Below are 20,410 nucleotides of genomic sequence, written 5' to 3'. Positions count from 1 at the left end.
ATTCAAAGGGTCTCTGAGCCGGTCAGGCGCAGCAGGGTACTGCGCAGGATCGGGCTGTCGGGTTGTTCTTCAAGGGCCTTGGCCCAGACCTTGCGGGCTTCGCGCTGTTGACCTTTGGCCCACAGCACTTCGCCCAGGTGGGCGGCCACTTCATGGTCGGGGAAACGTTCCAGCGCCATGCGCAGCAGGCGTTCGGCTTCGTCCAGGTTGCCCAGCCGGTAGTTGACCCAGCCCAGGCTGTCGAGCACGGCCGGGTCATCGGGGTTGAGCTGATGGGCTTTTTCGATCAGGTCGCGGGCTTCGGCATAGCGGGTGGTGCGATCGGACAGGGTATAGCCCAGGGCGTTGAGGGCCATGGCGTTTTCCGGCTCACGCGCCAGGATCGCGCGCAGGTCGGTCTCCATCTGCTTCAGATCGTCACGCTTTTCCGCCAGCATGGCGCGGGTGTACAGCAGGTTCAGGTCGTCCGGGTACTGCTTGAGCGCCTTGTTCAGCACTTGCCAGCCACGGTCGGCGAGGTTGTTGGCGGTCAGGGTCTCGGCTTCGATCAGGTACAGCTGAATGGCGAACTCCGGCTGTGCGTCACGGGCTTCACCCAGGCGGCGCGAGGCTTCGGCGGCGTTGCCGTTGCTGATCAGAATGTCGCTCTGACGCAGTTGTGCCGGCAGAAAGTCCGTGCCGGGGCCGACCTGCTCGTACTCGTTCAGCGCGCCCTGCGGATCATTGCGCTCTTCCTGGATGCGGCCAAGGTTCAGGTGTGCGGTGTCGACATGTGCATCGCGTGCCACCAGTTCCTCAAGATAACCGGCGGCCTCGTCCCAGGCCCTGGCTTCCAGGCAGACCAGGGCCAGCGACAGGCGCAGGTCATCGTCGTCCGGGTATTGCTTGAGCAGGTTGGCGAACTGGATCTTGGCGTCATTCATGCGGTCCTGTTCGACCAGCATGCGTGCATACGTCAGGCGCAAGCGCTTGTCGTCGGGGTATTTCCTGATGCTTTTTTCCAGGATCGGCAAGCCTTCGTCGCCGCGCCCCAGGCTTTGCAGCAGGCGGGTGCGCAGCAGGATCGGTGCGATCTCGCCCTCTTTGGGCGGGTTGTCTTCCAGCAGCTTGAGCGATTGCTCGGACTCGCCGTTCTGTTGCAGCAACAGAGCCTTGCCGAAGATCAACTGGCCGTTACTGGGGTACTTGGCCAGCAGGCGGTCGAAGCTCTTGATCAGGCCGTTGCGGGTGCCGGTGTCGGTTTCGGCGGCCGCCAGGGCGAGAAAGTCGAAGTGCGTGTCGCCCTGGCCTTGCAGGACGCGCTCCATGTACAGCATCGAGTCGTCGTAGCGGCCGGCACGGGCCAACTGGATGGCAGCCGCGCGCTGCGACTCGAGGTTACCCGGATCGTTGCGGGCCCAGATCAGGGCGGTGTCGAGTGCGGCCTGGTCGGCGCCCAGGTATTCGGCAATGCGAAAGGCCCGCTCGGAGACCGCCGGGTCTTGCGTATTGACCGCCTGGGTCACGTAATTGTCCAGGGCGATGTCAAAACGATTGCGTTGGCCGGCCAGCTCCGCACTCAGCAGGCTGAACATGGCCTCCTGGGTGAACGAGCCGTAGACCGTCGGCTTGGCTTCGGGCGCTGGAGTCGAGTCTTTCTGGGCCTGCGCCGGCGTTTCGGGTGTGGCCATGGACTGGCAACCGCCGAGCAGAACGAGGGCGAGGAACAGCGCTGAAGATCTAGTCATATAAGGAGGAGCGGCTACCTGCGGTTTGGCGCATCATGACACAAGGCTGTCGGCAAAACCCACAGCCGCCTGAAAATCTGCTGGTGGGACCGGCGAGCGGCGTTGCGGGTGCCATCAGCTGTGCCATCCGGCCCCGATTCTAGTGGGACAATAATATGCGGTGGTTGTTCTAAGTCTATCGAAGTAGGACAATTGCCGGCTTCATGTCACAACCAGCGACCCTGAATGGCCTTCCTTGCACTTGGTATCAACCATAAGACTGCCTCGGTAGACGTCCGCGAGCGCGTGGCCTTTACGCCCGAGCAGTTGGTTGAGGCTCTGCAACAGCTTTGCCGCCGCACCCACAGCCGGGAAGCGGCGATCCTGTCGACCTGCAACCGCAGCGAACTGTATATCGAGCACGAGCACCTGGCCCCTGATGCGATCCTGGCCTGGCTGGCCGATTATCACCAGCTCAGCCTTGAAGAGTTGCGCGCCAGTGCCTACGTGCATGAAGACGACGCCGCCGTGCGGCATATGATGCGCGTGGCCTCGGGGCTCGACTCGCTGGTGCTGGGCGAGCCGCAGATCCTGGGGCAGATGAAATCGGCCTATGCGGTTGCCCGTGAGGCCGGTACGGTGGGACCCTTGCTGGGGCGTCTGTTCCAGGCCACGTTCAGTTCGGCCAAGCAGGTGCGCACGGACACGGCCATTGGCGAGAACCCGGTGTCGGTGGCGTTTGCCGCCGTCAGCCTGGCCAAGCAGATCTTCAGCGACCTGCAACGCAGCCAGGCGCTGCTGATCGGGGCCGGTGAAACCATCACGCTGGTGGCGCGGCACCTGCACGACCTGGGGGTCAAGCGCATCGTGGTCGCCAACCGCACGCTCGAACGCGCCAGCATCCTGGCGGCCGAGTTCGGTGCCCATGCGGTGCTGCTGTCGGATATTCCGGCCGAGCTGGTCAACAGCGATATCGTGATCAGCTCCACGGCCAGCCAGTTGCCGATCCTGGGCAAGGGCGCGGTCGAGAGCGCGCTCAAGCTGCGCAAGCACAAGCCCATTTTCATGGTCGACATTGCCGTACCGCGCGATATCGAGTCCGAAGTCGGCGAACTGGACGACGTTTACCTGTACACCGTCGACGACCTGCATGAAGTGGTCGCCGAGAACCTCAAGTCCCGCCAGGGCGCTGCCCTGGCCGCCGAGGCGCTGGTCGAGGTCGGTGCCGGCGAATTCATGTCGCGCCTGCGCGAACTGGCTGCGGTGGATGTCCTCAAGGCCTACCGCCAACAGAGCGAACGGCTGCGCGACGATGAGCTGAGCAAGGCCCAGCGCCTGCTGGCCAACGGCGCCAATGCCGAGGATGTGCTGGTCCAGCTGGCGCGTGGCCTGACCAACAAATTGCTGCATGCCCCCAGCGTGCAGCTCAAGAAACTGTCTGCCGAGGGCCGCGTCGATGCGCTGGCCATGGCCCAGGAACTATTTGCCCTCGGTGAGGGCTCGACGGATAAACCCCCGCAATGAAAGCTTCACTGCTCAATAAACTGGATGTGCTCAGCGACCGCTTCGAGGAACTGACCGCGCTGTTGGGTGACGCGGAAGTGATCAGCGACCAGACGAAATTTCGTGCCTATTCGCGCGAATACGCCGAGGTCGAGCCGGTCATCGAAGTCTACCGGCAACGCGTCAAGGTCCAGGCCGACCTGGAGGGCGCCCAGGCGCTGCTCAAGGACAACGACCCGGACATGCGCGAGATGGCCGCCGAGGAAGTGCGCGAGGCCAGACAGCAACTGCAGGCGCTTGAAGCGGATCTGCAACGCATGCTGCTGCCCAGGGACCCCAACGACGGTCGCAACGTGTTCCTGGAAATCCGTGCCGGCACCGGCGGTGACGAGGCGGCGATCTTTTCCGGCGACCTGTTTCGCATGTACTCGCGCTACGCCGAGCGACGGGGCTGGCGGGTCGAGGTGCTGTCGGAGAACGAAGGCGAGCACGGTGGCTATAAAGAGATCATTGCCCGGGTCGAAGGCGACAGTGTCTATGGCAAGCTCAAGTTCGAGTCCGGCGCCCACCGCGTGCAGCGCGTGCCGGAAACCGAATCCCAGGGCCGGGTGCACACCTCGGCCTGCACCGTGGCGGTTTTGCCCGAGCCCGATGAACAGCAGGCCATCGAGATCAACCCGTCCGACCTGCGGGTCGACACCTATCGGGCGTCGGGCGCCGGTGGCCAGCACATCAACAAGACCGACTCGGCGATCCGCATCACGCACTTGCCCACCGGCATTGTCGTGGAATGCCAGGAAGAGCGTTCACAACACAAGAACCGCGCCCGTGCGATGTCCTGGCTGTCTGCCAAACTCAACGACATCCAGACCAGTGCGGCGGCCAATGCCATTGCCTCCGAGCGCAAGCTGCTGGTGGGCTCGGGCGACCGTTCCGAGCGCATTCGTACCTATAACTACTCCCAAGGGCGAGTGACGGATCACCGCATCAACCTGACCCTGTATTCGCTGGATGAAGTCCTGAGCGGTGGTGTCGATGCAGTGATAGAGCCGCTGCTGGCCGAATATCAGGCAGATCAACTTGCGGCACTGGGTGAATAAATGACGATCATTGCCAGCCTGTTAAGAAGCGCCGAGCTTCCCGATTCACCGACCGCGCGCCTGGATGCCGAGCTGCTGCTGGCCGCCGCGCTGGGCAAGCCGCGCAGCTTCCTGCACACCTGGCCCGAGCGCATCGTCAGCACCGAGGCGGCCCTGGCCTTTTCCGGCTACCTGGCGCGGCGGCGCAACGGTGAGCCGGTGGCTTACATTCTGGGCCTGCAAGGCTTCTGGAAGCTTGACCTGGAAGTGGCGCCGCATACCTTGATTCCGCGCCCCGAGACCGAAATGCTGGTCGAAGCGGCCCTGGAGCACGTGCCGGGCTTTGCCGCAGCGCGGGTGCTGGACCTGGGCACCGGCACAGGCGCCATCGCCCTGGCCCTGGCCCATGAGAAAAGCACCTGGCAGGTGACCGCCGTGGACCGCGTGCCGGAAGCGGTGGCCCTGGCCGAGCGCAATCGCCAGCGCCTGCGCCTGGACAATGCCCGGGTGCTGCAAAGCCATTGGTTCGACGCCCTGCAAGGTGAGCGTTTCGACCTGATCCTGAGCAACCCGCCGTACATTGCCGACACCGATCCGCACCTGAGCCAGGGCGATGTGCGCTTCGAGCCCAGCAGTGCGCTGGTGGCCGGTCGCGATGGCCTGGACGATCTGCGCCTGATCATCGAGCAGGCGCCCGGCTACCTGAAGGCCGGCGGCTGGCTGATGCTCGAACACGGTTACGACCAGGGGGCGGCCGTGCGAGCGCTGCTGTTGCGCCATGGCTACGAGCGTATCCAGACTCGCCGCGACCTGGGCGATCACGAGCGCATCACCTTCGGGAGCCTGCCGTGCTGAGTGACGAGGAACTGCTGCGTTACAGCCGGCAGATCCTGCTGCAACACATCGATATCGACGGCCAGTTGCGCCTCAAGGCCAGCCGCGTGCTGATCGTCGGCCTGGGCGGGCTCGGCTCGCCGGTGGCGCTGTATCTGGCCGCCGCCGGGGTCGGGGAACTGCACCTGGCCGACTTCGACAGCGTCGACCTGACCAACCTGCAACGCCAGGTCGTGCATGACAGCCACAGCGTCGGCCGGCCCAAGGTCGACTCGGCGATGACCCGGCTGGCGGCGCTCAATCCCGAGGTGCGCCTGGTGGCGCACCGGCAAGCGCTGGATGCCGACTCCCTGGCCGCGGCCGTGGCGGCGGTCGACCTGGTGCTCGATTGCTGCGACAACTTCTCGACCCGTGAGGCGGTAAATGCGGCCTGCGTCGCGGCACGCAAGCCTCTGGTCAGCGGCGCGGCGATTCGCCTGGAAGGGCAGTTGTCGGTATTCGACCCCAGGCAGGCGCACAGTCCTTGTTATCACTGCCTCTACGGGCATGGTGTCGAGGCTGAATTGACCTGCAGCGAGGCGGGCGTGGTGGGGCCGCTGGTCGGGCTGGTGGGCAGCCTGCAAGCCCTGGAAGCCTTGAAATTACTGGCCGGATTCGGTGAGCCCATGGTGGGTCGGTTGTTGCTGATCGACGCCCTGGGCACCCGTTTCCGGGAACTGAAAGTACGCCGTGACCCGGCCTGTGCAGTGTGTGGCGGAGTGTCCTGAATTCATGACCGACGTGCAGATGAGCCATGGCCGCGAAGCGCCGGTGGCGGTGTTCGATTCCGGTGTCGGCGGGTTGTCGGTGCTGGCCGAGATTGGCCGGCAACTGCCGGCCGAATCGCTGTGCTATCTCTCCGATGGCGGGCATGTTCCGTACGGCGAAAAAACGCCGGATTTCATCATTCAGCGCTGCATGGCCATTGCCGGTTTCTTTCATGCCCAGGGTGCCAAGGCGCTGGTGCTGGCTTGCAACACGGCCACGGCAGCGGCCGCAGCCCCACTGCGCGAGCGCTACCCTGATTGGCCGATCGTGGCCATGGAACCTGCGGTCAAACCGGCGGCCGAAGCCACGCGCAGCGGCATCGTCGGTGTACTGGCGACCACTGGCACCTTGCAGAGCGCACGGTTTGCCGCCTTGCTCGACCGGTTTGCCGCCGATGTCCGGGTAATCACCCAGCCTTGCCCCGGGCTGGTCGAACTGATCGAGACCGGCGACCTGCACAGCCCGGCCATCCGGCAATTGCTTCAGGGCTATGTCGAGCCCCTGTTGGCCCAAGGTTGCGACACGCTGATTCTGGGCTGTACCCACTATCCCTTCCTCAAGCCCCTGCTGCGCCAGATGGTGCCCGACAGCGTGACGCTCATCGACACCGGTGCCGCTGTGGCCCGGCAACTGCAACGGTTGCTGGCTCAGCGTGATCTGGCAGCCAGTGGGCCTGCGCGGGACACGCTGTTCTGGACGAGCGCCGATGTAGAAAATTTCAGAAAAATCCTACCGACTCTGTGGAAAAGTTCTGACAGTGTGCGAAGCTTCGATTTGTAAAAAAAATGTGAAATTCTTTGCACGAACTTGAACTAATGTTCTGTAACAGATTTCTATAAATCCGTGGTGAGCAAGCTTCAAAACTATAACGGTGTGATCGATACAGGGTGTTTCTGATGAAGCGACTTTTTTGCGTGGCTGCGTTTGTGGCCGCAACGATGGGGCAGGTCGCCGCAGCACAGGCTGACGGTGTAGAGTTTTCGGTAGGTCAAACGAGCGATTCGACCATGACGTATCGTCTGGGCGTGCAGTTTGACTGGGACAAGAGCTGGCTGCAGAGCGACGTGGGTCGCCTGACCGGCTACTGGGATGCGGCCTATACCTTCTGGGAAGGTGACAAGACCTCCAGTAACCATTCGCTGTCGTTCTCGCCAGTCTTTGTCTACGAGTTTGCCGGTGACAGCGTGAAGCCTTACATCGAGGCCGGTATTGGTGTATCCGCCTTTGCCAATACGCAGCTTGAAGATAACAAGCTGGGCAGTTCGTTCAACTTCGAAGACCGTATCGGTTTCGGCCTGCGCTTCAAGGGCGGCCACGAAGTGGGCATCCGTGCCACTCACTACTCCAATGCCGGCATCAAGCAGCCCAATGACGGCGCTGAAAGCTTTGCCCTGCATTACAAGATGCCGTTCTGAAGCACCTTTTGCAGGTATCCCCGTAGGAGCGCGCTTGCCCGCGACCGAGTGCGGAGCGCTCGCAAAAATGTGTGAAACGCTGAAATTTTACGACTGCTGACGCAGCCGGTCGCGGGCAAGCGCGCTCCTACAAATCGGGTGTTTGCTATGCGACGGCGCCGCGCCTGGAGTGCGTAGCGCTCGCAAAAATGTGTGAAACGCTGAAATTTTACGACTGCTGACGCAGCCGGTCGCGGGCAAGCGCGCTCCTACAGATCGGGTGTTTGCTGTGCGACGGCGCCGCGCCTGGAGTGCGTAGCGCTCGCAAAAATGTGTGAAACGCTGAAATTTTACGACTGCTGACGCAGCCGGTCGCGGGCAAGCGCGCTCCTACAGATCGGGTGTTTGCTGTGCGACGGCGCCGCGCCTGGAGTGCGGAGCGCTCGCAAAAATGTGTGAAACGCTGAAATTTTACGACTGCTGACGCAGCCGGTCGCGGGCAAGCGCGCTCCTNAGCGCTCGCAAAAATGTGTGAAACGCTGAAATTTTACGACTGCTGACGCAGCCGGTCGCGGGCAAGCGCGCTCCTACAGATCGGGTGTTTGCTGTGCGACGGCGCCGCGCCTGGGCAGGTTCTTGAATGCCTCCAATGCCCGGGCGCGGCTCGCGCTCAGGTCGACGATGGGGCGCGGATAGCCCTCTACACCGAACAACCCGCCATTTGCAGACGGGTCATGCACTTCCTTCTTGTTCAGCCCCGCCAGTTCCGGCAGCCACTGCTTGATGAAGCGGCCTTCAGGGTCGAAGCGTTGTGACTGTGACAAAGGGTTGAAAATGCGGAAGTAAGGCACCGAGTCGGTGCCGGTCGAAGAGCTCCATTGCCAGCCGCCATTGTTGGCCGCCAGGTCGCCGTCGATCAGGTGACGCATGAAAAAGCGCTCGCCTTCACGCCAGTCGATCAACAGGTTCTTGGTCAGGAACATGGCCACGACCATGCGCAGGCGGTTGTGCATCCAGCCGGTTTCCAGCAACTGGCGCATGGCCGCGTCGATGATCGGCAGTCCCGTGCGCGCCTCCTGCCAGGCTTGCAGGTCCTTGGGCGCATCACGCCAGCGCATGGCTTCGGTTTCACTGCGAAACGCCCGGTGCATCGACACCCGCGGGTAACCGACCAGCGTGTGTTTATAGAATTCACGCCACAACAGCTCGTTGATCCAGGTCACGCTGCCAGTGTTGCCGCTGTCGAATTCGCCCTGGTTGCTGTTCAGCGCGGCGTGCAGGCACTGGCGCGGCGAAATCACCCCGGCGGCAAGGTAAGCCGAAAGCTGGCTGGTGCCCGCCTTGGCCGGAAAGTCGCGCTCGGTCTCGTAATAATGAATCGGTTCGTCGACAAAGGCGTCCAGGCGCCTTTTGGCTTCGGCTTCACCGGCAGGCCACAGCGCGCGCAACGTCTCGCTGGGTGCGTCGAAGCCCTTCACGGTGGCCGGTACCTGGTCGCTTTTGATCGACAGCGCTGCCTGGGCGCCGTGCAGCCGCTGCGGGTGTGGCGTTGCCGTGTGCAAGCGCGAATAGCAGACCTTGCGGAACTGGCTGTAGACCTGAAAGTACTGGTCGCTCTTGGTCAGGATGCTGCCGGGCGGGAACAGCAACTGATCCAGGTGGCTGTGCCAGTGGATACCAGCCTTTTCCAGTGCTTGCTGCACGGCCTGGTCGCGGCGGGTTTCGTTGACGCCGTATTCTTCATTGACGTGCAGCGCTTCGACCTTCAGTTCATGGCACAGCGCGCCCAGGACGCCGGGGGCCTTGTCCCAGGTATCCGCTTCGCGGATCAGCAACGGCACATTGAGCTTGCCCAGGGCCTTTTCCAGCGCTGCCAGGTTGCGCAACCAGAAGTCGACCTTGCAGGCTGCATCATCATGGCGTTGCCACTGGGCCGGGCTGAGCAGGTACACCGCCACGGTCGGCCCTTTGCCAAGGGCGGCGTTCAGGGCGGTATTGTCGTGTATGCGCAAGTCGCTGCGCAGCCAAAGCAATTGCATGGGCGGTGGGGTCCTTGGGTCAGATGATCCCGAGTCTGTTCAGCTCGCTCTGCGCTTCAAGCGGGTCGCGGGTCAGGCTCAGGTTGGCAATCGTGCCGATGCAATCAGGCAGTTCGTCATGATGGATCATCACCGCCGGGCCGCTGATCACGATCGGGCAATGGATATTGCTCAGCAGCCTGGGCAACTGGCCGAGGTTAAGAGCTTTGCTGGCATACAACAGGACCGCACGCGGGGCGAGGTATTCGGCCGCCAGCGCCAGTTCGCCTGTCGGCAGCGGTCCATCGAACACTTCGACCGGGCAATCGGCGCTGCTGATCAGCCAGGCCGCCAGCCACAGGTGCGGCTCAAAAGGCAGGTCGGACTGATTGACCAGCAGCAGCGGTGCGCCACTGAGCTGGCGGTTGTTGTGATAGATCCGGGCGCCGAATTTGCTGCGCAGCCAACCGTGGAAAAACAGCCGTTCCATCTGGCTGCCGAACTGGTTCTGCCAGCGCAGGTCCAGCTCGGCCAGCAGAGGCATCAATAATTGCTCACACAGGGTGCGGGGCGGGTAAAGGGACATGGCCTGGTTGAAGAGATCGTCCACACGGCGTTCGGCCAGCGCGGTGATGGCTTGCAGCAATGACTGGCGCAACTGGTCCCAGTCGCTGCCGGGTGCCAGCGGGATGACGCTGTCGGTGTTGTCCAGCAGGGCCTTGACCTGGCTGACCGAGACGCCACGGTTGAGCCAGGTCAGGATTTTCATGACCCGCTGCACGTGCTCGTCGGAATACAGGCGATGTCCCTTGGCGGTGCGGTGCGGGACGATCAGCCCGTAGCGGCGTTCCCAGGCACGCAGGGTCACAGCGTTGACGCCGGTCTGGCGGGCGACCTCGCGGATCGGCAGCCAGCCGTCTGGCAGGGTGTAAGGAAGAGCGGGGTCCTGAGGTTCAGGTGCCGCTTTGTAGGCTGGGTTCATGTTCAGATCGCATTTCGCAGGCTGAGAGGTTCCGGGTGCGGCTGCATGTAGACCTGCAAGGCCACATAAGGGTCTGGATGATGACGGAAATGGTGCTTGAGCAAGGTCAATGGCACGACCAGCGGTACGATGCCGTTTCGGTATTGAGTAATCAACGCCTGCAATTCCTGTTTGTCATCACTGCTGAGGGTCTGCTTGAGGTAGCCACTCAGATGGTGCAGCACATTGGTATGCCCGCGCCGTGTGGCGCATTTCTTCAGTGCCTGCATCAGCTGGCTGAAATAGACCGGGGCGACCTCATTCGGATCGTCGCGTCCCATGCTGCCCAACAGCTTGCCCAGTGCATGGTATTGAACCACGTCGCTGGCCATCACCTGGTATTTATAGCGTGAATGAAATTCGGTCAGGGCACGACGGGTGATGCCGGTCTTGAGCAAACGTTGCCAGGCAGCGTAGGCATAGACACGGGTAATGAAATTTTCGCGCAGCACCGGGTCGTTGAGGCGGCCGTCTTCCTCGACGGGCAGGTCGGGGTGGCGCGCACAGAACGCCTGCGCGTAGATGCCCCGGCCGCCACTCTCGAACGGCACGCCGTTGTCGCGGTACACCTTGACCCGCTCCAGGCCGCAGGAGGGTGACTTCTGCATGAAGATATAACCGCTGATGCCGCCCAGCGCACCGGCCATGTGCTCGCCGTAATCGGCCAGGGCCTGGGTTACATCCAGGTCGGGACGCACGGTTCCCACCGCCCTGGGATGATCGACATCGCCCACCAGCCGGATCGGCTCACGGGGAATGCCCATGCCGATTGCCACTTCAGGGCAGGTGGGAATGAAATCGAAGTAGGTGTCCAGGGACTGGGTGCAGAGGTCGGACTGCTTGTGCCCGCCATTGAAGCGGACCTCAATGCCCATGAGGCAGGCACTGACGGCCAGTTTGGGCTTTTCGATCACGGGCTGGAGCATTGCACACCTCGGTTCAGGAACTTGTACAGATGACCATCGTTGTACAATTGAAGTTCATGATAGATGCGAGGTTGTACAAGTCAATTTTTTTGTACAAGGCTGTTCAGTGGGTGTGAGCCTTATTTCCAGCCCATCCGCCAGCAGTCGGCATCCTGCAATGCCTGCCAGGCGAGCCGCTCGTTGCGACCGGTCAATACGGCCTGCAATTCGATCTCCAACACCACGCCTTCGTCGTCGCAAAACAGTTCGGTCACCAGGAAGTGCTTTTCGCGGTTTTTCGGCACCGCCGCTGTCCATTTCGACAGCAGCAGTTTCCTGGGGTTGAGGCGGTTCAATTGAGGTGCTCGAGCAGGCGGCGTGCGGCTTGCTGGCCGCTGAGCCAGGCGCCTTCCACGCGCCCTGACAGGCACCAGTCGCCGCAGGCATAGATGCCCAGGTCGGCGTCCGACAGCACGCCCCACTCGTGGGCGCCGGCCGGGCGGGCATAGAGCCAGCGGTGGGCCAGGCTGAACGCTGGCGCCGGCATGCTGCAGTCGAGCAGTTCGGCAAAGGCGCCGTGCAGGTGTTCGATAACCGTTTCTCTGGGCAGGTCCACATGCTCGCGGCTCCAGGCGCTGGTGGCATGCAGCACCCAGGTGTCGAGGGCGCCATCACGCCCCGGTTTGCTGCGGTTGCAGGCCAGCCAGTCGAGCGCACTGTCCTGGACGAAGCAGCCTTGCATCGAGGTCTGCAACGGCGTGCTGAACGCCAGGGCCACCGCCCAGGTCGGGTCCATCTTGACGCCTGCGGCCACCGCCGCCAGTTTGGGCGCAGCGGCCAGCAAGGTGGTGGCCTGGGGCGCCGGCGTGGCGACGATGACGTGGCTGAACGGCCCGTGACCCTGGCCTTCGGCATCCTGCAGGTGCCAGTGCTCGGCCCCGCGGAAGACTTCGGTGATGCGGCACGAGAAGGTCACCGGCAGGTCGCCCAGCATGGCACGGGTAATGGCGCTCATGCCCGGGGTGCCGACGTAGCGAACCTGTTCGTCCGGCGAAGGGCTGAGCCGCCCGCCCTGGTAGTTGTACAGCGACGGCGTCCACTCAGCCACCCAGCCACTGGCCTGCCATTGGTTGACGGTGGTCACGAAACGACGATCACGGGCGGTGAAGTATTGCGCGCCCATGTCCAGCGAGCCTGCGTCGCTGCGCTTGCTGGACATGCGTCCGCCGCTGCCGCGACTCTTGTCGAAAAGATGAACAGTGTGGCCGGCGGTGGTCAGCGCCTGGGCCGCGGAGAGTCCGGCGATACCGGTACCGATGATTGCGATGGGTACAGTCATAGGGGCCTCGTTACCTTGTCTGCACAGACTACGCCGTCCTTAAAACCTGTACAATCTTGTTCTTCGGTATAAGTTGCAGTCGTTCACATTCCCGCGATGAAGGGGGGCTGCAACTCGTACGGTCCATGACGGTCAGTCTTTAGCTGATAGACAATGGGGCCAGTTGCCCGGTTTGGGCAGCTGGGCTCCAAATATGTTCAGGTGTGGCCTATGTTTCAGCTAAGGGTCTCGCTTGACGGATAAGCACAACCTGCAACAAATAGACTACTCATTGGCCGCAAACGCCACTCAAGGATACCTGCCATGCACATCTTGCTGACCGGCGGTACAGGGTTGATCGGTAAAGCGCTTTGCCAGTTCTGGCAGGACCAGGGGCATCAATTGACGGTGTGGAGCCGTCACCCTGATCAGGTGCAACGACACTGTGGCGCGCACGTACATGCCGTCGCCTCACTGGCGCAACTGGACGGCCAGGCGGTGGATGCCGTGGTCAATCTGGCCGGTGCGCCAATTGCCGACCGGCCCTGGACCCGCAAGCGCCGCCTGCTGTTGTGGGAAAGCCGGATCAACCTCACCGAGCAATTGCTGGCCTGGATCGAGCGCCAGCCGCAACGACCCCGGGTGCTGCTGTCCGGCTCGGCGGTAGGTTGGTACGGCGACGGTGGCGAGCGCGAGCTGGACGAGACTGCCCAGCCGGTAAAAGAGGACTTTGCCAGCCACCTGTGCCTGGCCTGGGAGGAAACCGCCCAGCGCGCCGAAGCCCTGGGTGTGCGGGTCGTGCTGCTGCGCACCGGTCTGGTGTTGTCTGGCCAGGGCGGTATGCTCCAGCGCCTGTTGCCACCGTTTCGCTTTGGTCTGGGTGGGCCGATCGGCAATGGCCGGCAATGGATGCCGTGGGTGCACATCGATGATCAGGTCGGTGCGATCGATTTCCTGCTGAACCACAGCGAGGCGCGCGGCCCCTACAACCTGTGCGCCCCTCATCCTGTACGCAATCGCGAACTGGCCAAGACCCTGGGCCGTGCGCTGCACCGGCCGGCGATCATGCCGCTGCCGGGCCTGGCGCTGCGCATCATGCTCGGCGAAATGTCCGGCCTGCTGCTGGGCGGCCAGCGTGCCCGGCCGGTGCGCCTGCAAGAGGCTGGCTACACCTTCCGCTTTACCGAATTGCACGACGCCCTGCGCAACGTGCTGGGCTCCCACTGAAATAGGATCTTGCATGACCGATCATGCGCTGTTGCTGATCAATCTGGGCTCGCCCGCGTCTACCAGCGTCGCGGACGTGCGCCGTTACCTCAATCAGTTTTTGATGGACCCGTATGTCATCGACCTGCCGTGGCCGGTGCGCCGCTTGCTGGTGTCGCTGATCCTGATCAAGCGCCCCGAGCAGTCGGCCCATGCCTACGCCTCGATCTGGTGGGAGGAGGGCTCGCCGCTGGTCGAGATCAGCCGCCGCCTGCAGACGCAGATGCATGCGCAGTGGACGCAAGGGCCGGTAGAACTGGCCATGCGCTACGGTCAGCCCTCCATCGAGTCGGCACTGCAGCGTCTGGCCGGGCAGGGCATTCGCAAGGTCACCCTGGCGCCGTTGTACCCGCAGTTTGCCGACAGTACGGTCACCACGGTGATCGAGGAAGCCCGGCGCGTGGTGCGCAAGCATGGGCTGGACATGCAGTTTTCACGGGTCCAGCCGTTCTATGACCAGCCTGAATACCTCGACGCGCTGGTGCAGAGCGTGCGCCCGCACCTGGAAAAGCCATACGATCATTTATTGCTGAGTTTTCACGGCTTGCCGGAGCGGCATTTGCGCAAGCTCGACCCGACCGGCAGTTGCTGCCTGCAAAGCGATGATTGCTGCCTCAAGGCCCCGCCCGAAGTCGTCGCCACCTGCTACCGTGCGCAGTGCATCCAGTCAGCGGCGGCCTTTGCCCGGCTCATGGGGCTGCCTGATGGCAAGTGGTCGGTGTCGTTCCAGTCGCGCCTGGGCCGGGCCAAGTGGATCGAGCCCTACACCGAACAGCGCCTGGACGAACTGGCCGCCCAGGGCGTCAAGCGCCTGCTGGTGATGTGCCCGGCGTTCGTCGCCGACTGCATCGAGACGCTGGAGGAGATTGGCGATCGCGGTGCCGAACAGTTCAAGGAAGCCGGTGGCCATGAACTGGTGCTGGTGCCCTGCCTGAACGACGACCCGAACTGGGCCGCCGCGCTCAATACTCTCTGCGAGCGCGCGCCAGCGCTCTAGGGCACCTCTAAAAACTACCTGCGTTGTCATTGCTGCGTTAAAAACAGGCTCGGAATGCTCATTGACAACCAGTCAACTCCGCTTCCTCGCCTGTTTTTGCCTTGCACTGACTGCCTCGCCTACGTTTTTAGAGGCACCCTTCAGAACATGGTGTAGGTATCATCCAGAGCATCACCTAGGCATCATCGGCCTGCTTGTGCTTCCACCCGTCATTGCCCGGCAGAATCAGGTTCAGGGCAATGGCGGTGATGGCGCACAAGGCAATGCCTTTGAGGCCGAAGTCATCGGGCCCGGTGCCGGTGCCGATCAACACGCCGCCGATGCCGAATACCAGCGTGACCGAGACGATCACCAGATTGCGCGCCTCGCTCAGGTCTACCTTGTGGCGGATCATGGTGTTCAAGCCTACCGCGGCGATAGAGCCGAACAGCAGGCACAGGATGCCGCCCATCACCGGCACCGGAATGCTTTGCAGCAAGGCACCGAACTTGCCGACAAACGCCAGGCTGATGGCGAAGATCGACGCCCAGGTCATGATTTTCGGGTTGTAGTTCTTGGTCAGCATCACCGCCCCGGTGACCTCGGCATAGGTGGTGTTGGGCGGACCGCCGAACAGACCGGCCGTGGTGGTGGCGATGCCATCGCCCAACAGCGTGCGATGCAGGCCGGGTTTTTTCAGGTAGTCACGGCCCGTCACGCTGCCCACCGCAATCACGCCGCCGATGTGCTCGATGGCCGGTGCCAGTGCCACCGGCACAATGAACAGAATGGCCTGCCAGTTGAATTCCGGTGCCGTGAAGTTCGGCATCGCCAGCCAAGGGGCGGCAGCGATTTTGGCCGTGTCGACCACGCCAAACCAGAACGCCATGCCAAAGCCCACCAGCACGCCGGAAATGATTGGCACCAGCTTGAAGATGCCACGGCCGAATACGGCCACCACCAGCGTGGTGAGCAGTGCAGGCATGGAGATCCACATGGCGGTCTGATAGGGTATCAGTTCGGCACCGTCGCCGGATTTGCCCATCGCCATGTTCGCCGCAATCGGTGCCATGGCCAGGCCGATGGAAATCACCACCGGGCCGATGACCACTGGCGGCAACAGGCGGTCGATGAAGCCGGTGCCCTTGATCTTCACCGCCAGCCCCAGGAAGGTGTAGACAAAGCCCGCCGCCATGATGCCGCCCATGGTCGCGGCCAGGCCGAACTGGCCCTTGGCAAGAATGATCGGGGTGATGAAGGCAAAGCTGGAGGCCAGGAACACCGGCACCTGACGGCCCGTCACCACCTGGAACAGCAAGGTGCCCAGGCCTGCCGTGAACAGCGCGACATTGGGGTCAAGCCCGGTGATCAGCGGCATCAATACCAGCGCGCCGAACGCCACGAACAGCATCTGCGCCCCTGACAGCACCGTGCGCCACAGAGGATCGTTGAACTCGTCGGGCTTCATCGGATCAGGCGTCCTTCTGCTTGGTGCCGAAGATCTTGTCACCGGCATCGCCCAGGCCCGGAATGATGTAGCCGTGTTCGTTCAGACGTTCGTCGATGGACGCGGTGTAGACCTGCACGTCCGGGTGCGCCTTTTCCACGGCGGCAATGCCTTCGGGTGCAGCCACCAGGACCATGGCGCGGATTTCCCGGCAACCGGCTTTCTTGAGCAGGTCGATGGTGGCAACCATGGAACTGCCGGTGGCCAGCATCGGGTCGATGATCATGGCCAGGCGTTCGTTGATTTCCGGTACCAGCTTTTCCAGGTAGGTGTGGGCCTGCAGGGTTTCTTCGTTGCGCGCCACGCCCACGGCGCTGACCTTGGCACCCGGGATCAGGCTGAGCACGCCGTCGAGCATGCCGATACCGGCGCGCAGGATGGGCACCACGGTGATTTTCTTGCCGGCGATTTTCTCGACCTGCACGCTGCCGGCCCAGCCCTGGATTTCGTAGTTCTCCAGCGGCAGGTCGGCGGTGGCCTCATAGGTCAGCAGCGCGCCGACTTCCTGCGCCAGCTCACGGAAATTCTTGGTGCTGATATCGGCGCGGCGCATCAGGCCGAGCTTGTGGCGAATCAACGGATGACGGATTTCACGGACGGGCATGGGCAAGGACTCCTGGGATACGGGCAAAAAACGGCCTAGATTAATCGATTGTCCGATAACTGTCCCGCGGGCACTGCGCCTGACTGCCAGCACGGTACAATCGCGCAGCCAGCACCGCGCCTGCATCAGCCATACTGGCAACGTTAGTCCATATCCACTTGCCCTGAGTGCAACGGATGCGTACCTTTGCCGGTTTTTCCCACGTTACCTGGAGTCACTGATGTCCGCTGATCTCGAGCATATCCGTCAAATCATGCACGAGGCTGACTGCCTGTATACCGACGCCGAAGTCGAGGCGGCCATTGCCCGTGTCGGCGCCCAGATCAATGCCACGCTGGCCGACCGCAACCCGGTGGTGTTCTGCGTGATGAATGGCGGCCTGATCTTTTCCGGCAAGCTGTTGACCCACCTGAACTTCCCGCTGGAAGCGTCCTACCTGCACGCCACACGCTATCGCAACGAAACCAGTGGTGGCGAGCTGTTCTGGAAGGCCAAGCCGGAAGTGTCGTTCATCGATCGCGACGTGCTGATCATCGACGACATCCTCGATGAAGGCCATACCCTGGGGGCGATCATCGATTTCTGTCGCCACGCCGGTGCCCGTGCAGTACACACCGCGGTGCTGATCAACAAGGAACACGACCGCAAGGCGCGTCCTGATCTCAAGGCCGACTATGTGGGCCTGCCCTGCATCGACCGCTTCATCTTTGGCTACGGCATGGACTACAAAGGCTACTGGCGCAATGCAGCCGGTATCTTCGCGGTCAAAGGCATGTAACAGTCGTCCTGCGGCAAGCACGCCCGGCAGGCTCATGGAATGGGATAGTGGTGTTGATGAAAGCATTGATGATACCCGGCGCCCTGGCGCTGGCCCTGTCGGGCGAGGCGGCCCTGGCCGGGCCGATGCACGAGCAATACCTGCCGGCTGACGAGCAGAACCTGCGCGTCGGCGCACCAGAGCAGCAACAGCTGCTGCTGGTGACCGAGTATTCGGTGGTGGTCGGCAACCAGCGGCCCTCCAACCTGCAGCCGATTCCGGTCACCTCGCCGTTGTCGATCCTGCTCAAGGGCAAGCCGCTCAACAAGGGCGCGACCGTCACCCAGGTACAGATTCACTTCGATGGCGCTGAAAGCAAGAGCCTGAAAAAGCCCGGTTATGATGACGCCAGCCGGACCTTGACGCTGTACTACCCGCAGTCGCATTACCCGGTGCTGGTCGACCTGCTGCGCAATGAAAAGGTCTATTGCCAGTTCCTGACCTACGCCAATGGCCACGTCTGGGCCGACCTGCACACCGCCGGCTCAAAGCCGCGTTGAGCTGACCGGGCACTGGCGATAGACTGCCCGACCCTGATGAGTGACCGCGACCCGCTGGAGTCCGTAATGCGTAAAGACAAGAAGCAGATCATTGGCGATGAGATCGGCGACGATCAGATCAAGCTGTTCCTGGCGTTCGAGCCGGTCGACGCCACCTCGCCGTCGCTGCACAAGCTGATCAAGGCTTACCGCGGCCTGCGCATCGATGATTTCGAGCGTTTCCTGGGGTTCTTCCTGGAGGCCGGCCATGACCTTGATGGCCAGGACGAGAAGGGCAACACCTTCGTGACCCTGATCAAGGACCAGCGCAATGCCGAAGACTACATTGCGCTGATCGAACAGGCTCGCAGCAAGGCCTGACATCGCAGGAGCGACCCTCGGTCGCGAAGGCTTCGGCACAGGCACCACAGGTGTGCCGGCCTGACTGGCCTCTTCGCGACCGTTGGTCGCTCCCACGGGATGTCGGGCTTACTGCCGTGGCTGGTACGCCTTGCCGTAATGCCGCTCCATGCGCGCCTGCAGCAGTTCCAGGCCGATCGACATGATCCAGTACAACACCGCTGCGGTGGTCAGCATCTCGATGTAGCGGTAGCTGGAGCGCCCATACGATTGCGCCAGGAACATTACCTCCCAGACCCCCATCACGGAAATCAGTGACGAGTCCTTGAGCATCGAGATGAACTGGTTGGTGGTCGGCGGGATGATCGTGCGCATCGCTTGCGGCAGGGTCACCAGCCAGAACACCTGCACCGGACGCAGGGCCATGGCCATGGCCGCTTCACGCTGCCCGGCCGCCACGCCGATGATGCCGGCGCGAAAGATCTCGCTCAGGTAGGCACCGTAGTTCAGCGACAGGGCAATGATGCCGGCGACGATCGCGCCCGGCACCACGCCGATCTGCGGCAGGCCCAGGTAGATCAGCAGAATCTGGATCAACAGCGGCGTGCCCCGAAAGAACGAGGCATAGAAGCTGGCGATGCCAAACGCCACCGCACTGCGCGACAGGCGCGCCAGGGCGGCGACAAAGCCCAGTAGCACTGACACCCCGATCGAGCACAGGCACACGAACAAGGTGAGCGCGGCGCCCTGGAGAAAGCCGTTGGGCGCCAGGTGCAGGCCCACCAGGTTGGGCAGCTTGTCGAGGATGATCGAGAACTTCAGGTCAAAGCTCAGGAAAAACCCGGCAAACAAGGCGAACATGGCCGCCCACGTCAGGTACAGCCGGGTGCGAAAGCCGAACACGCGCTTGAGCAGACTGGCCCTGGCCGGCGCCGGTGGACGTTGTGAAGGAGTGCCGGTCATTTGCTGATGTCGGCGCCGATCCACTTCTGCGACAGCGTGCTCAGGGTGCCGTCCTTCTTGAGTTCGGCGAACACTTCACGCACTTTGGCGTTCCACTCGGCATCGCCTTTTTCCACGGTCACAAAGTTCGGTTCTTCGTACAGCGAAGCACCCGCCAGCTTGAAGCGCTTGTCCTGGTCCAGGCGAGGCTGGGCGGTGACCAGGTTGGTCAGTACCGCATCCAGGCGCTTGCCGGCGCCCAGGCCCAGGTCCTGGAAAGCCACGTTGTCATTGTCGTAAGGCGCGATCTGTACATTGTCGAACGGGTACTCCAGCGGCTTGCCGGTAGCGCCCTCGATCACCAGGTTCTTGTTCAGGTAACTTTCGTAGCTTGAGGCGCTGGTCAGGCCGACTTTCTTGCCGCTCAGGTCCTTGGCCGACTGGATGCGATCGTCCTTGGCATTGACCACGATCACCGCTGGCGAAGCGTAGTACTCGACCGGGAAATCGAACACTTCGGCACGCGACTGGCTTGGCGTCATCGAGCAGATGCAGATGTCGTAGCGCCCGCTCCAGCGACCGGCGGCGATCACATCCCATGACGGTGTTTCCAGGCGCAGCTTGACGCCCAGCTTGGCGGCAACGGCCTTGGCCACGTCGACGTCGAAGCCGTCGAGCTGGTTCTGGTCATTGAGGAACGAGAAGGGCGGGTAGCTTTCCATCAGGACGTTGACCAGCTCTTTTTTCTCTTCCACCCGTTGCAGAGTGGCGCCCGCCAGGGCCTGGCTGGAAACAGTCAAAGCAAACAGGCCAAGGCCCAAAAGCGCACGAATTTTCACTTCACATCCTCGAAAAATCTGTTGTAGTGGGGCCA

General features: G+C 62.6%; 21 protein-coding genes. 11 read left to right on the top strand and 10 right to left on the bottom strand.

Annotation, left to right across the window (positions count from 1 at the left end):
* Positions 1-2: 2 nt before the first annotated feature.
* Positions 3-1,727: a tetratricopeptide repeat protein gene (locus ASF84_RS25650; RefSeq protein WP_082481833.1), complete on the bottom strand. Its 1,725-nt coding sequence runs from the start codon at positions 1,725-1,727 to the stop codon at positions 3-5.
* A 225-nt stretch (positions 1,728-1,952) separates the two neighbouring features.
* Here ASF84_RS25650 and hemA point away from each other — a divergent pair, with 225 nt between their 5' ends.
* The 6 genes from hemA to ASF84_RS25620 all read left to right on the top strand — a co-directional run bounded on the left by hemA (position 1,953) and on the right by ASF84_RS25620 (position 7,344).
* Complete coding sequence (hemA, locus tag ASF84_RS25645) at positions 1,953-3,230, top strand: glutamyl-tRNA reductase (RefSeq protein ID WP_056841707.1); 1,278 nt, start codon at positions 1,953-1,955, stop codon at positions 3,228-3,230.
* Positions 3,227-4,309 carry a peptide chain release factor 1 gene (gene prfA / locus ASF84_RS25640; protein ID WP_056841706.1) on the top strand — a complete coding sequence of 361 codons (1,083 nt, stop codon included), beginning with the start codon at positions 3,227-3,229 and terminating at the stop codon, positions 4,307-4,309. The genes hemA and prfA overlap by 4 nt, the downstream gene beginning before the upstream one ends.
* Entirely contained in the window at positions 4,310-5,143 is an 834-nt protein-coding gene (gene prmC / locus ASF84_RS25635) for a peptide chain release factor N(5)-glutamine methyltransferase (protein ID WP_056841705.1), read from the top strand.
* Positions 5,137-5,889: a molybdopterin-synthase adenylyltransferase MoeB gene (locus ASF84_RS25630; RefSeq protein WP_056841704.1), complete on the top strand. Its 753-nt coding sequence runs from the start codon at positions 5,137-5,139 to the stop codon at positions 5,887-5,889. The genes prmC and ASF84_RS25630 overlap by 7 nt, the downstream gene beginning before the upstream one ends.
* A 4-nt stretch (positions 5,890-5,893) precedes the next feature.
* Positions 5,894-6,709, top strand: a complete 816-nt coding sequence (gene murI / locus ASF84_RS25625) for a glutamate racemase (RefSeq protein WP_056841703.1) — start codon at positions 5,894-5,896, stop codon at positions 6,707-6,709.
* A 116-nt stretch (positions 6,710-6,825) separates the two neighbouring features.
* Positions 6,826-7,344 carry an acyloxyacyl hydrolase gene (locus ASF84_RS25620; protein WP_056841702.1) on the top strand — a complete coding sequence of 173 codons (519 nt, stop codon included), beginning with the start codon at positions 6,826-6,828 and terminating at the stop codon, positions 7,342-7,344.
* A 566-nt stretch (positions 7,345-7,910) separates the two neighbouring features.
* Here the strand turns inward: ASF84_RS25620 and phrB are convergent.
* The 5 genes from phrB to ASF84_RS25595 all read right to left on the bottom strand — a co-directional run bounded on the left by phrB (position 7,911) and on the right by ASF84_RS25595 (position 12,606).
* A complete protein-coding gene (gene phrB, locus ASF84_RS25615; RefSeq protein WP_056841701.1) occupies positions 7,911-9,362 on the bottom strand; it encodes a deoxyribodipyrimidine photo-lyase in 1,452 nt (483 codons plus the stop codon).
* A 19-nt stretch (positions 9,363-9,381) separates the two neighbouring features.
* Positions 9,382-10,323: a MerR family transcriptional regulator gene (locus ASF84_RS25610; RefSeq protein WP_056841700.1), complete on the bottom strand. Its 942-nt coding sequence runs from the start codon at positions 10,321-10,323 to the stop codon at positions 9,382-9,384.
* A gap of 2 nt (positions 10,324-10,325) precedes the next feature.
* The gene (locus ASF84_RS25605; RefSeq protein ID WP_056841699.1) at positions 10,326-11,288 is read right to left on the bottom strand and encodes a YbgA family protein; all 963 of its coding nucleotides are present in this window, start codon (positions 11,286-11,288) and stop codon (positions 10,326-10,328) included.
* Positions 11,289-11,407: 119 nt separating this feature from the next.
* Positions 11,408-11,623 carry a TIGR02450 family Trp-rich protein gene (locus ASF84_RS25600; RefSeq protein WP_056841698.1) on the bottom strand — a complete coding sequence of 72 codons (216 nt, stop codon included), beginning with the start codon at positions 11,621-11,623 and terminating at the stop codon, positions 11,408-11,410.
* Positions 11,620-12,606 carry an NAD(P)/FAD-dependent oxidoreductase gene (locus ASF84_RS25595; protein WP_056841697.1) on the bottom strand — a complete coding sequence of 329 codons (987 nt, stop codon included), beginning with the start codon at positions 12,604-12,606 and terminating at the stop codon, positions 11,620-11,622. The genes ASF84_RS25600 and ASF84_RS25595 overlap by 4 nt, the downstream gene beginning before the upstream one ends.
* 303 nt (positions 12,607-12,909) lie before the next feature.
* On the opposite strand from ASF84_RS25595, the gene ASF84_RS25590 reads away from it, so the two are divergent.
* Entirely contained in the window at positions 12,910-13,812 is a 903-nt protein-coding gene (locus ASF84_RS25590) for a TIGR01777 family oxidoreductase (RefSeq protein WP_056841696.1), read from the top strand.
* A 13-nt stretch (positions 13,813-13,825) separates the two neighbouring features.
* Positions 13,826-14,848: a ferrochelatase gene (gene hemH, locus ASF84_RS25585; protein WP_056841695.1), complete on the top strand. Its 1,023-nt coding sequence runs from the start codon at positions 13,826-13,828 to the stop codon at positions 14,846-14,848.
* 175 nt (positions 14,849-15,023) lie between these two features.
* Here hemH and ASF84_RS25580 read toward each other — a convergent pair whose 3' ends face one another.
* Both ASF84_RS25580 and upp read right to left on the bottom strand, forming a co-directional pair.
* Positions 15,024-16,295, bottom strand: a complete 1,272-nt coding sequence (locus ASF84_RS25580) for a uracil-xanthine permease family protein (protein ID WP_056841694.1) — start codon at positions 16,293-16,295, stop codon at positions 15,024-15,026.
* A 4-nt stretch (positions 16,296-16,299) separates the two neighbouring features.
* Complete coding sequence (gene upp / locus ASF84_RS25575; RefSeq protein ID WP_056841693.1) at positions 16,300-16,938, bottom strand: uracil phosphoribosyltransferase; 639 nt, start codon at positions 16,936-16,938, stop codon at positions 16,300-16,302.
* A gap of 220 nt (positions 16,939-17,158) precedes the next feature.
* On the opposite strand from upp, the gene ASF84_RS25570 reads away from it, so the two are divergent.
* The 3 genes from ASF84_RS25570 to ASF84_RS25560 all read left to right on the top strand — a co-directional run bounded on the left by ASF84_RS25570 (position 17,159) and on the right by ASF84_RS25560 (position 18,615).
* Positions 17,159-17,716, top strand: a complete 558-nt coding sequence (locus tag ASF84_RS25570; protein WP_056841692.1) for a hypoxanthine-guanine phosphoribosyltransferase — start codon at positions 17,159-17,161, stop codon at positions 17,714-17,716.
* A gap of 56 nt (positions 17,717-17,772) precedes the next feature.
* Entirely contained in the window at positions 17,773-18,255 is a 483-nt protein-coding gene (locus ASF84_RS25565) for a hypothetical protein (protein WP_056841804.1), read from the top strand.
* Between the two features lie 66 nt (positions 18,256-18,321).
* Complete coding sequence (locus ASF84_RS25560) at positions 18,322-18,615, top strand: PA4642 family protein (RefSeq protein ID WP_056841691.1); 294 nt, start codon at positions 18,322-18,324, stop codon at positions 18,613-18,615.
* Positions 18,616-18,723: 108 nt separating this feature from the next.
* Here the strand turns inward: ASF84_RS25560 and ASF84_RS25555 are convergent, their stop codons facing one another.
* The gene (locus ASF84_RS25555; protein ID WP_056841690.1) at positions 18,724-19,557 is read right to left on the bottom strand and encodes an amino acid ABC transporter permease; all 834 of its coding nucleotides are present in this window, start codon (positions 19,555-19,557) and stop codon (positions 18,724-18,726) included.
* Positions 19,554-20,375 carry an ABC transporter substrate-binding protein gene (locus ASF84_RS25550; RefSeq protein ID WP_056841689.1) on the bottom strand — a complete coding sequence of 274 codons (822 nt, stop codon included), beginning with the start codon at positions 20,373-20,375 and terminating at the stop codon, positions 19,554-19,556. The genes ASF84_RS25555 and ASF84_RS25550 overlap by 4 nt, the downstream gene beginning before the upstream one ends.
* Positions 20,376-20,410: the final 35 nt, after the last annotated feature.

Origin of the sequence: Pseudomonas sp. Leaf127 (assembly GCF_001423155.1) — a bacterium.
GTDB classification, from domain to species: domain Bacteria; phylum Pseudomonadota; class Gammaproteobacteria; order Pseudomonadales; family Pseudomonadaceae; genus Aquipseudomonas; species Aquipseudomonas ovata.
Note: the sequence above shows the minus strand (reverse complement) of the source record. Positions and strands in the feature narration are given on the sequence as shown.

Excerpts from the sequence above, each read along its gene's own strand:
- hemA (WP_056841707.1), top strand. The coding sequence starts at position 1,953 with ATGGCCTTCCTTGCACTTGGTATCAACCATAAGACTGCCTCGGTAGAC.
- ASF84_RS25555 (WP_056841690.1), bottom strand. The coding sequence starts at position 19,557 with ATGACCGGCACTCCTTCACAACGTCCACCGGCGCCGGCCAGGGCCAGT.
- murI (WP_056841703.1), top strand. The coding sequence starts at position 5,894 with ATGACCGACGTGCAGATGAGCCATGGCCGCGAAGCGCCGGTGGCGGTG.
- ASF84_RS25595 (WP_056841697.1), bottom strand. The coding sequence starts at position 12,606 with ATGACTGTACCCATCGCAATCATCGGTACCGGTATCGCCGGACTCTCC.
- ASF84_RS25560 (WP_056841691.1), top strand. The coding sequence starts at position 18,322 with ATGCGTAAAGACAAGAAGCAGATCATTGGCGATGAGATCGGCGACGAT.
- ASF84_RS25565 (WP_056841804.1), top strand. The coding sequence starts at position 17,773 with ATGAAAGCATTGATGATACCCGGCGCCCTGGCGCTGGCCCTGTCGGGC.
- upp (WP_056841693.1), bottom strand. The coding sequence starts at position 16,938 with ATGCCCGTCCGTGAAATCCGTCATCCGTTGATTCGCCACAAGCTCGGC.
- ASF84_RS25590 (WP_056841696.1), top strand. The coding sequence starts at position 12,910 with ATGCACATCTTGCTGACCGGCGGTACAGGGTTGATCGGTAAAGCGCTT.
- ASF84_RS25570 (WP_056841692.1), top strand. The coding sequence starts at position 17,159 with ATGTCCGCTGATCTCGAGCATATCCGTCAAATCATGCACGAGGCTGAC.
- prmC (WP_056841705.1), top strand. The coding sequence starts at position 4,310 with ATGACGATCATTGCCAGCCTGTTAAGAAGCGCCGAGCTTCCCGATTCA.
- ASF84_RS25620 (WP_056841702.1), top strand. The coding sequence starts at position 6,826 with ATGAAGCGACTTTTTTGCGTGGCTGCGTTTGTGGCCGCAACGATGGGG.
- ASF84_RS25580 (WP_056841694.1), bottom strand. The coding sequence starts at position 16,295 with ATGAAGCCCGACGAGTTCAACGATCCTCTGTGGCGCACGGTGCTGTCA.
- ASF84_RS25605 (WP_056841699.1), bottom strand. The coding sequence starts at position 11,288 with ATGCTCCAGCCCGTGATCGAAAAGCCCAAACTGGCCGTCAGTGCCTGC.
- ASF84_RS25650 (WP_082481833.1), bottom strand. The coding sequence starts at position 1,727 with ATGACTAGATCTTCAGCGCTGTTCCTCGCCCTCGTTCTGCTCGGCGGT.
- ASF84_RS25610 (WP_056841700.1), bottom strand. The coding sequence starts at position 10,323 with ATGAACCCAGCCTACAAAGCGGCACCTGAACCTCAGGACCCCGCTCTT.
- prfA (WP_056841706.1), top strand. The coding sequence starts at position 3,227 with ATGAAAGCTTCACTGCTCAATAAACTGGATGTGCTCAGCGACCGCTTC.
- hemH (WP_056841695.1), top strand. The coding sequence starts at position 13,826 with ATGACCGATCATGCGCTGTTGCTGATCAATCTGGGCTCGCCCGCGTCT.
- phrB (WP_056841701.1), bottom strand. The coding sequence starts at position 9,362 with ATGCAATTGCTTTGGCTGCGCAGCGACTTGCGCATACACGACAATACC.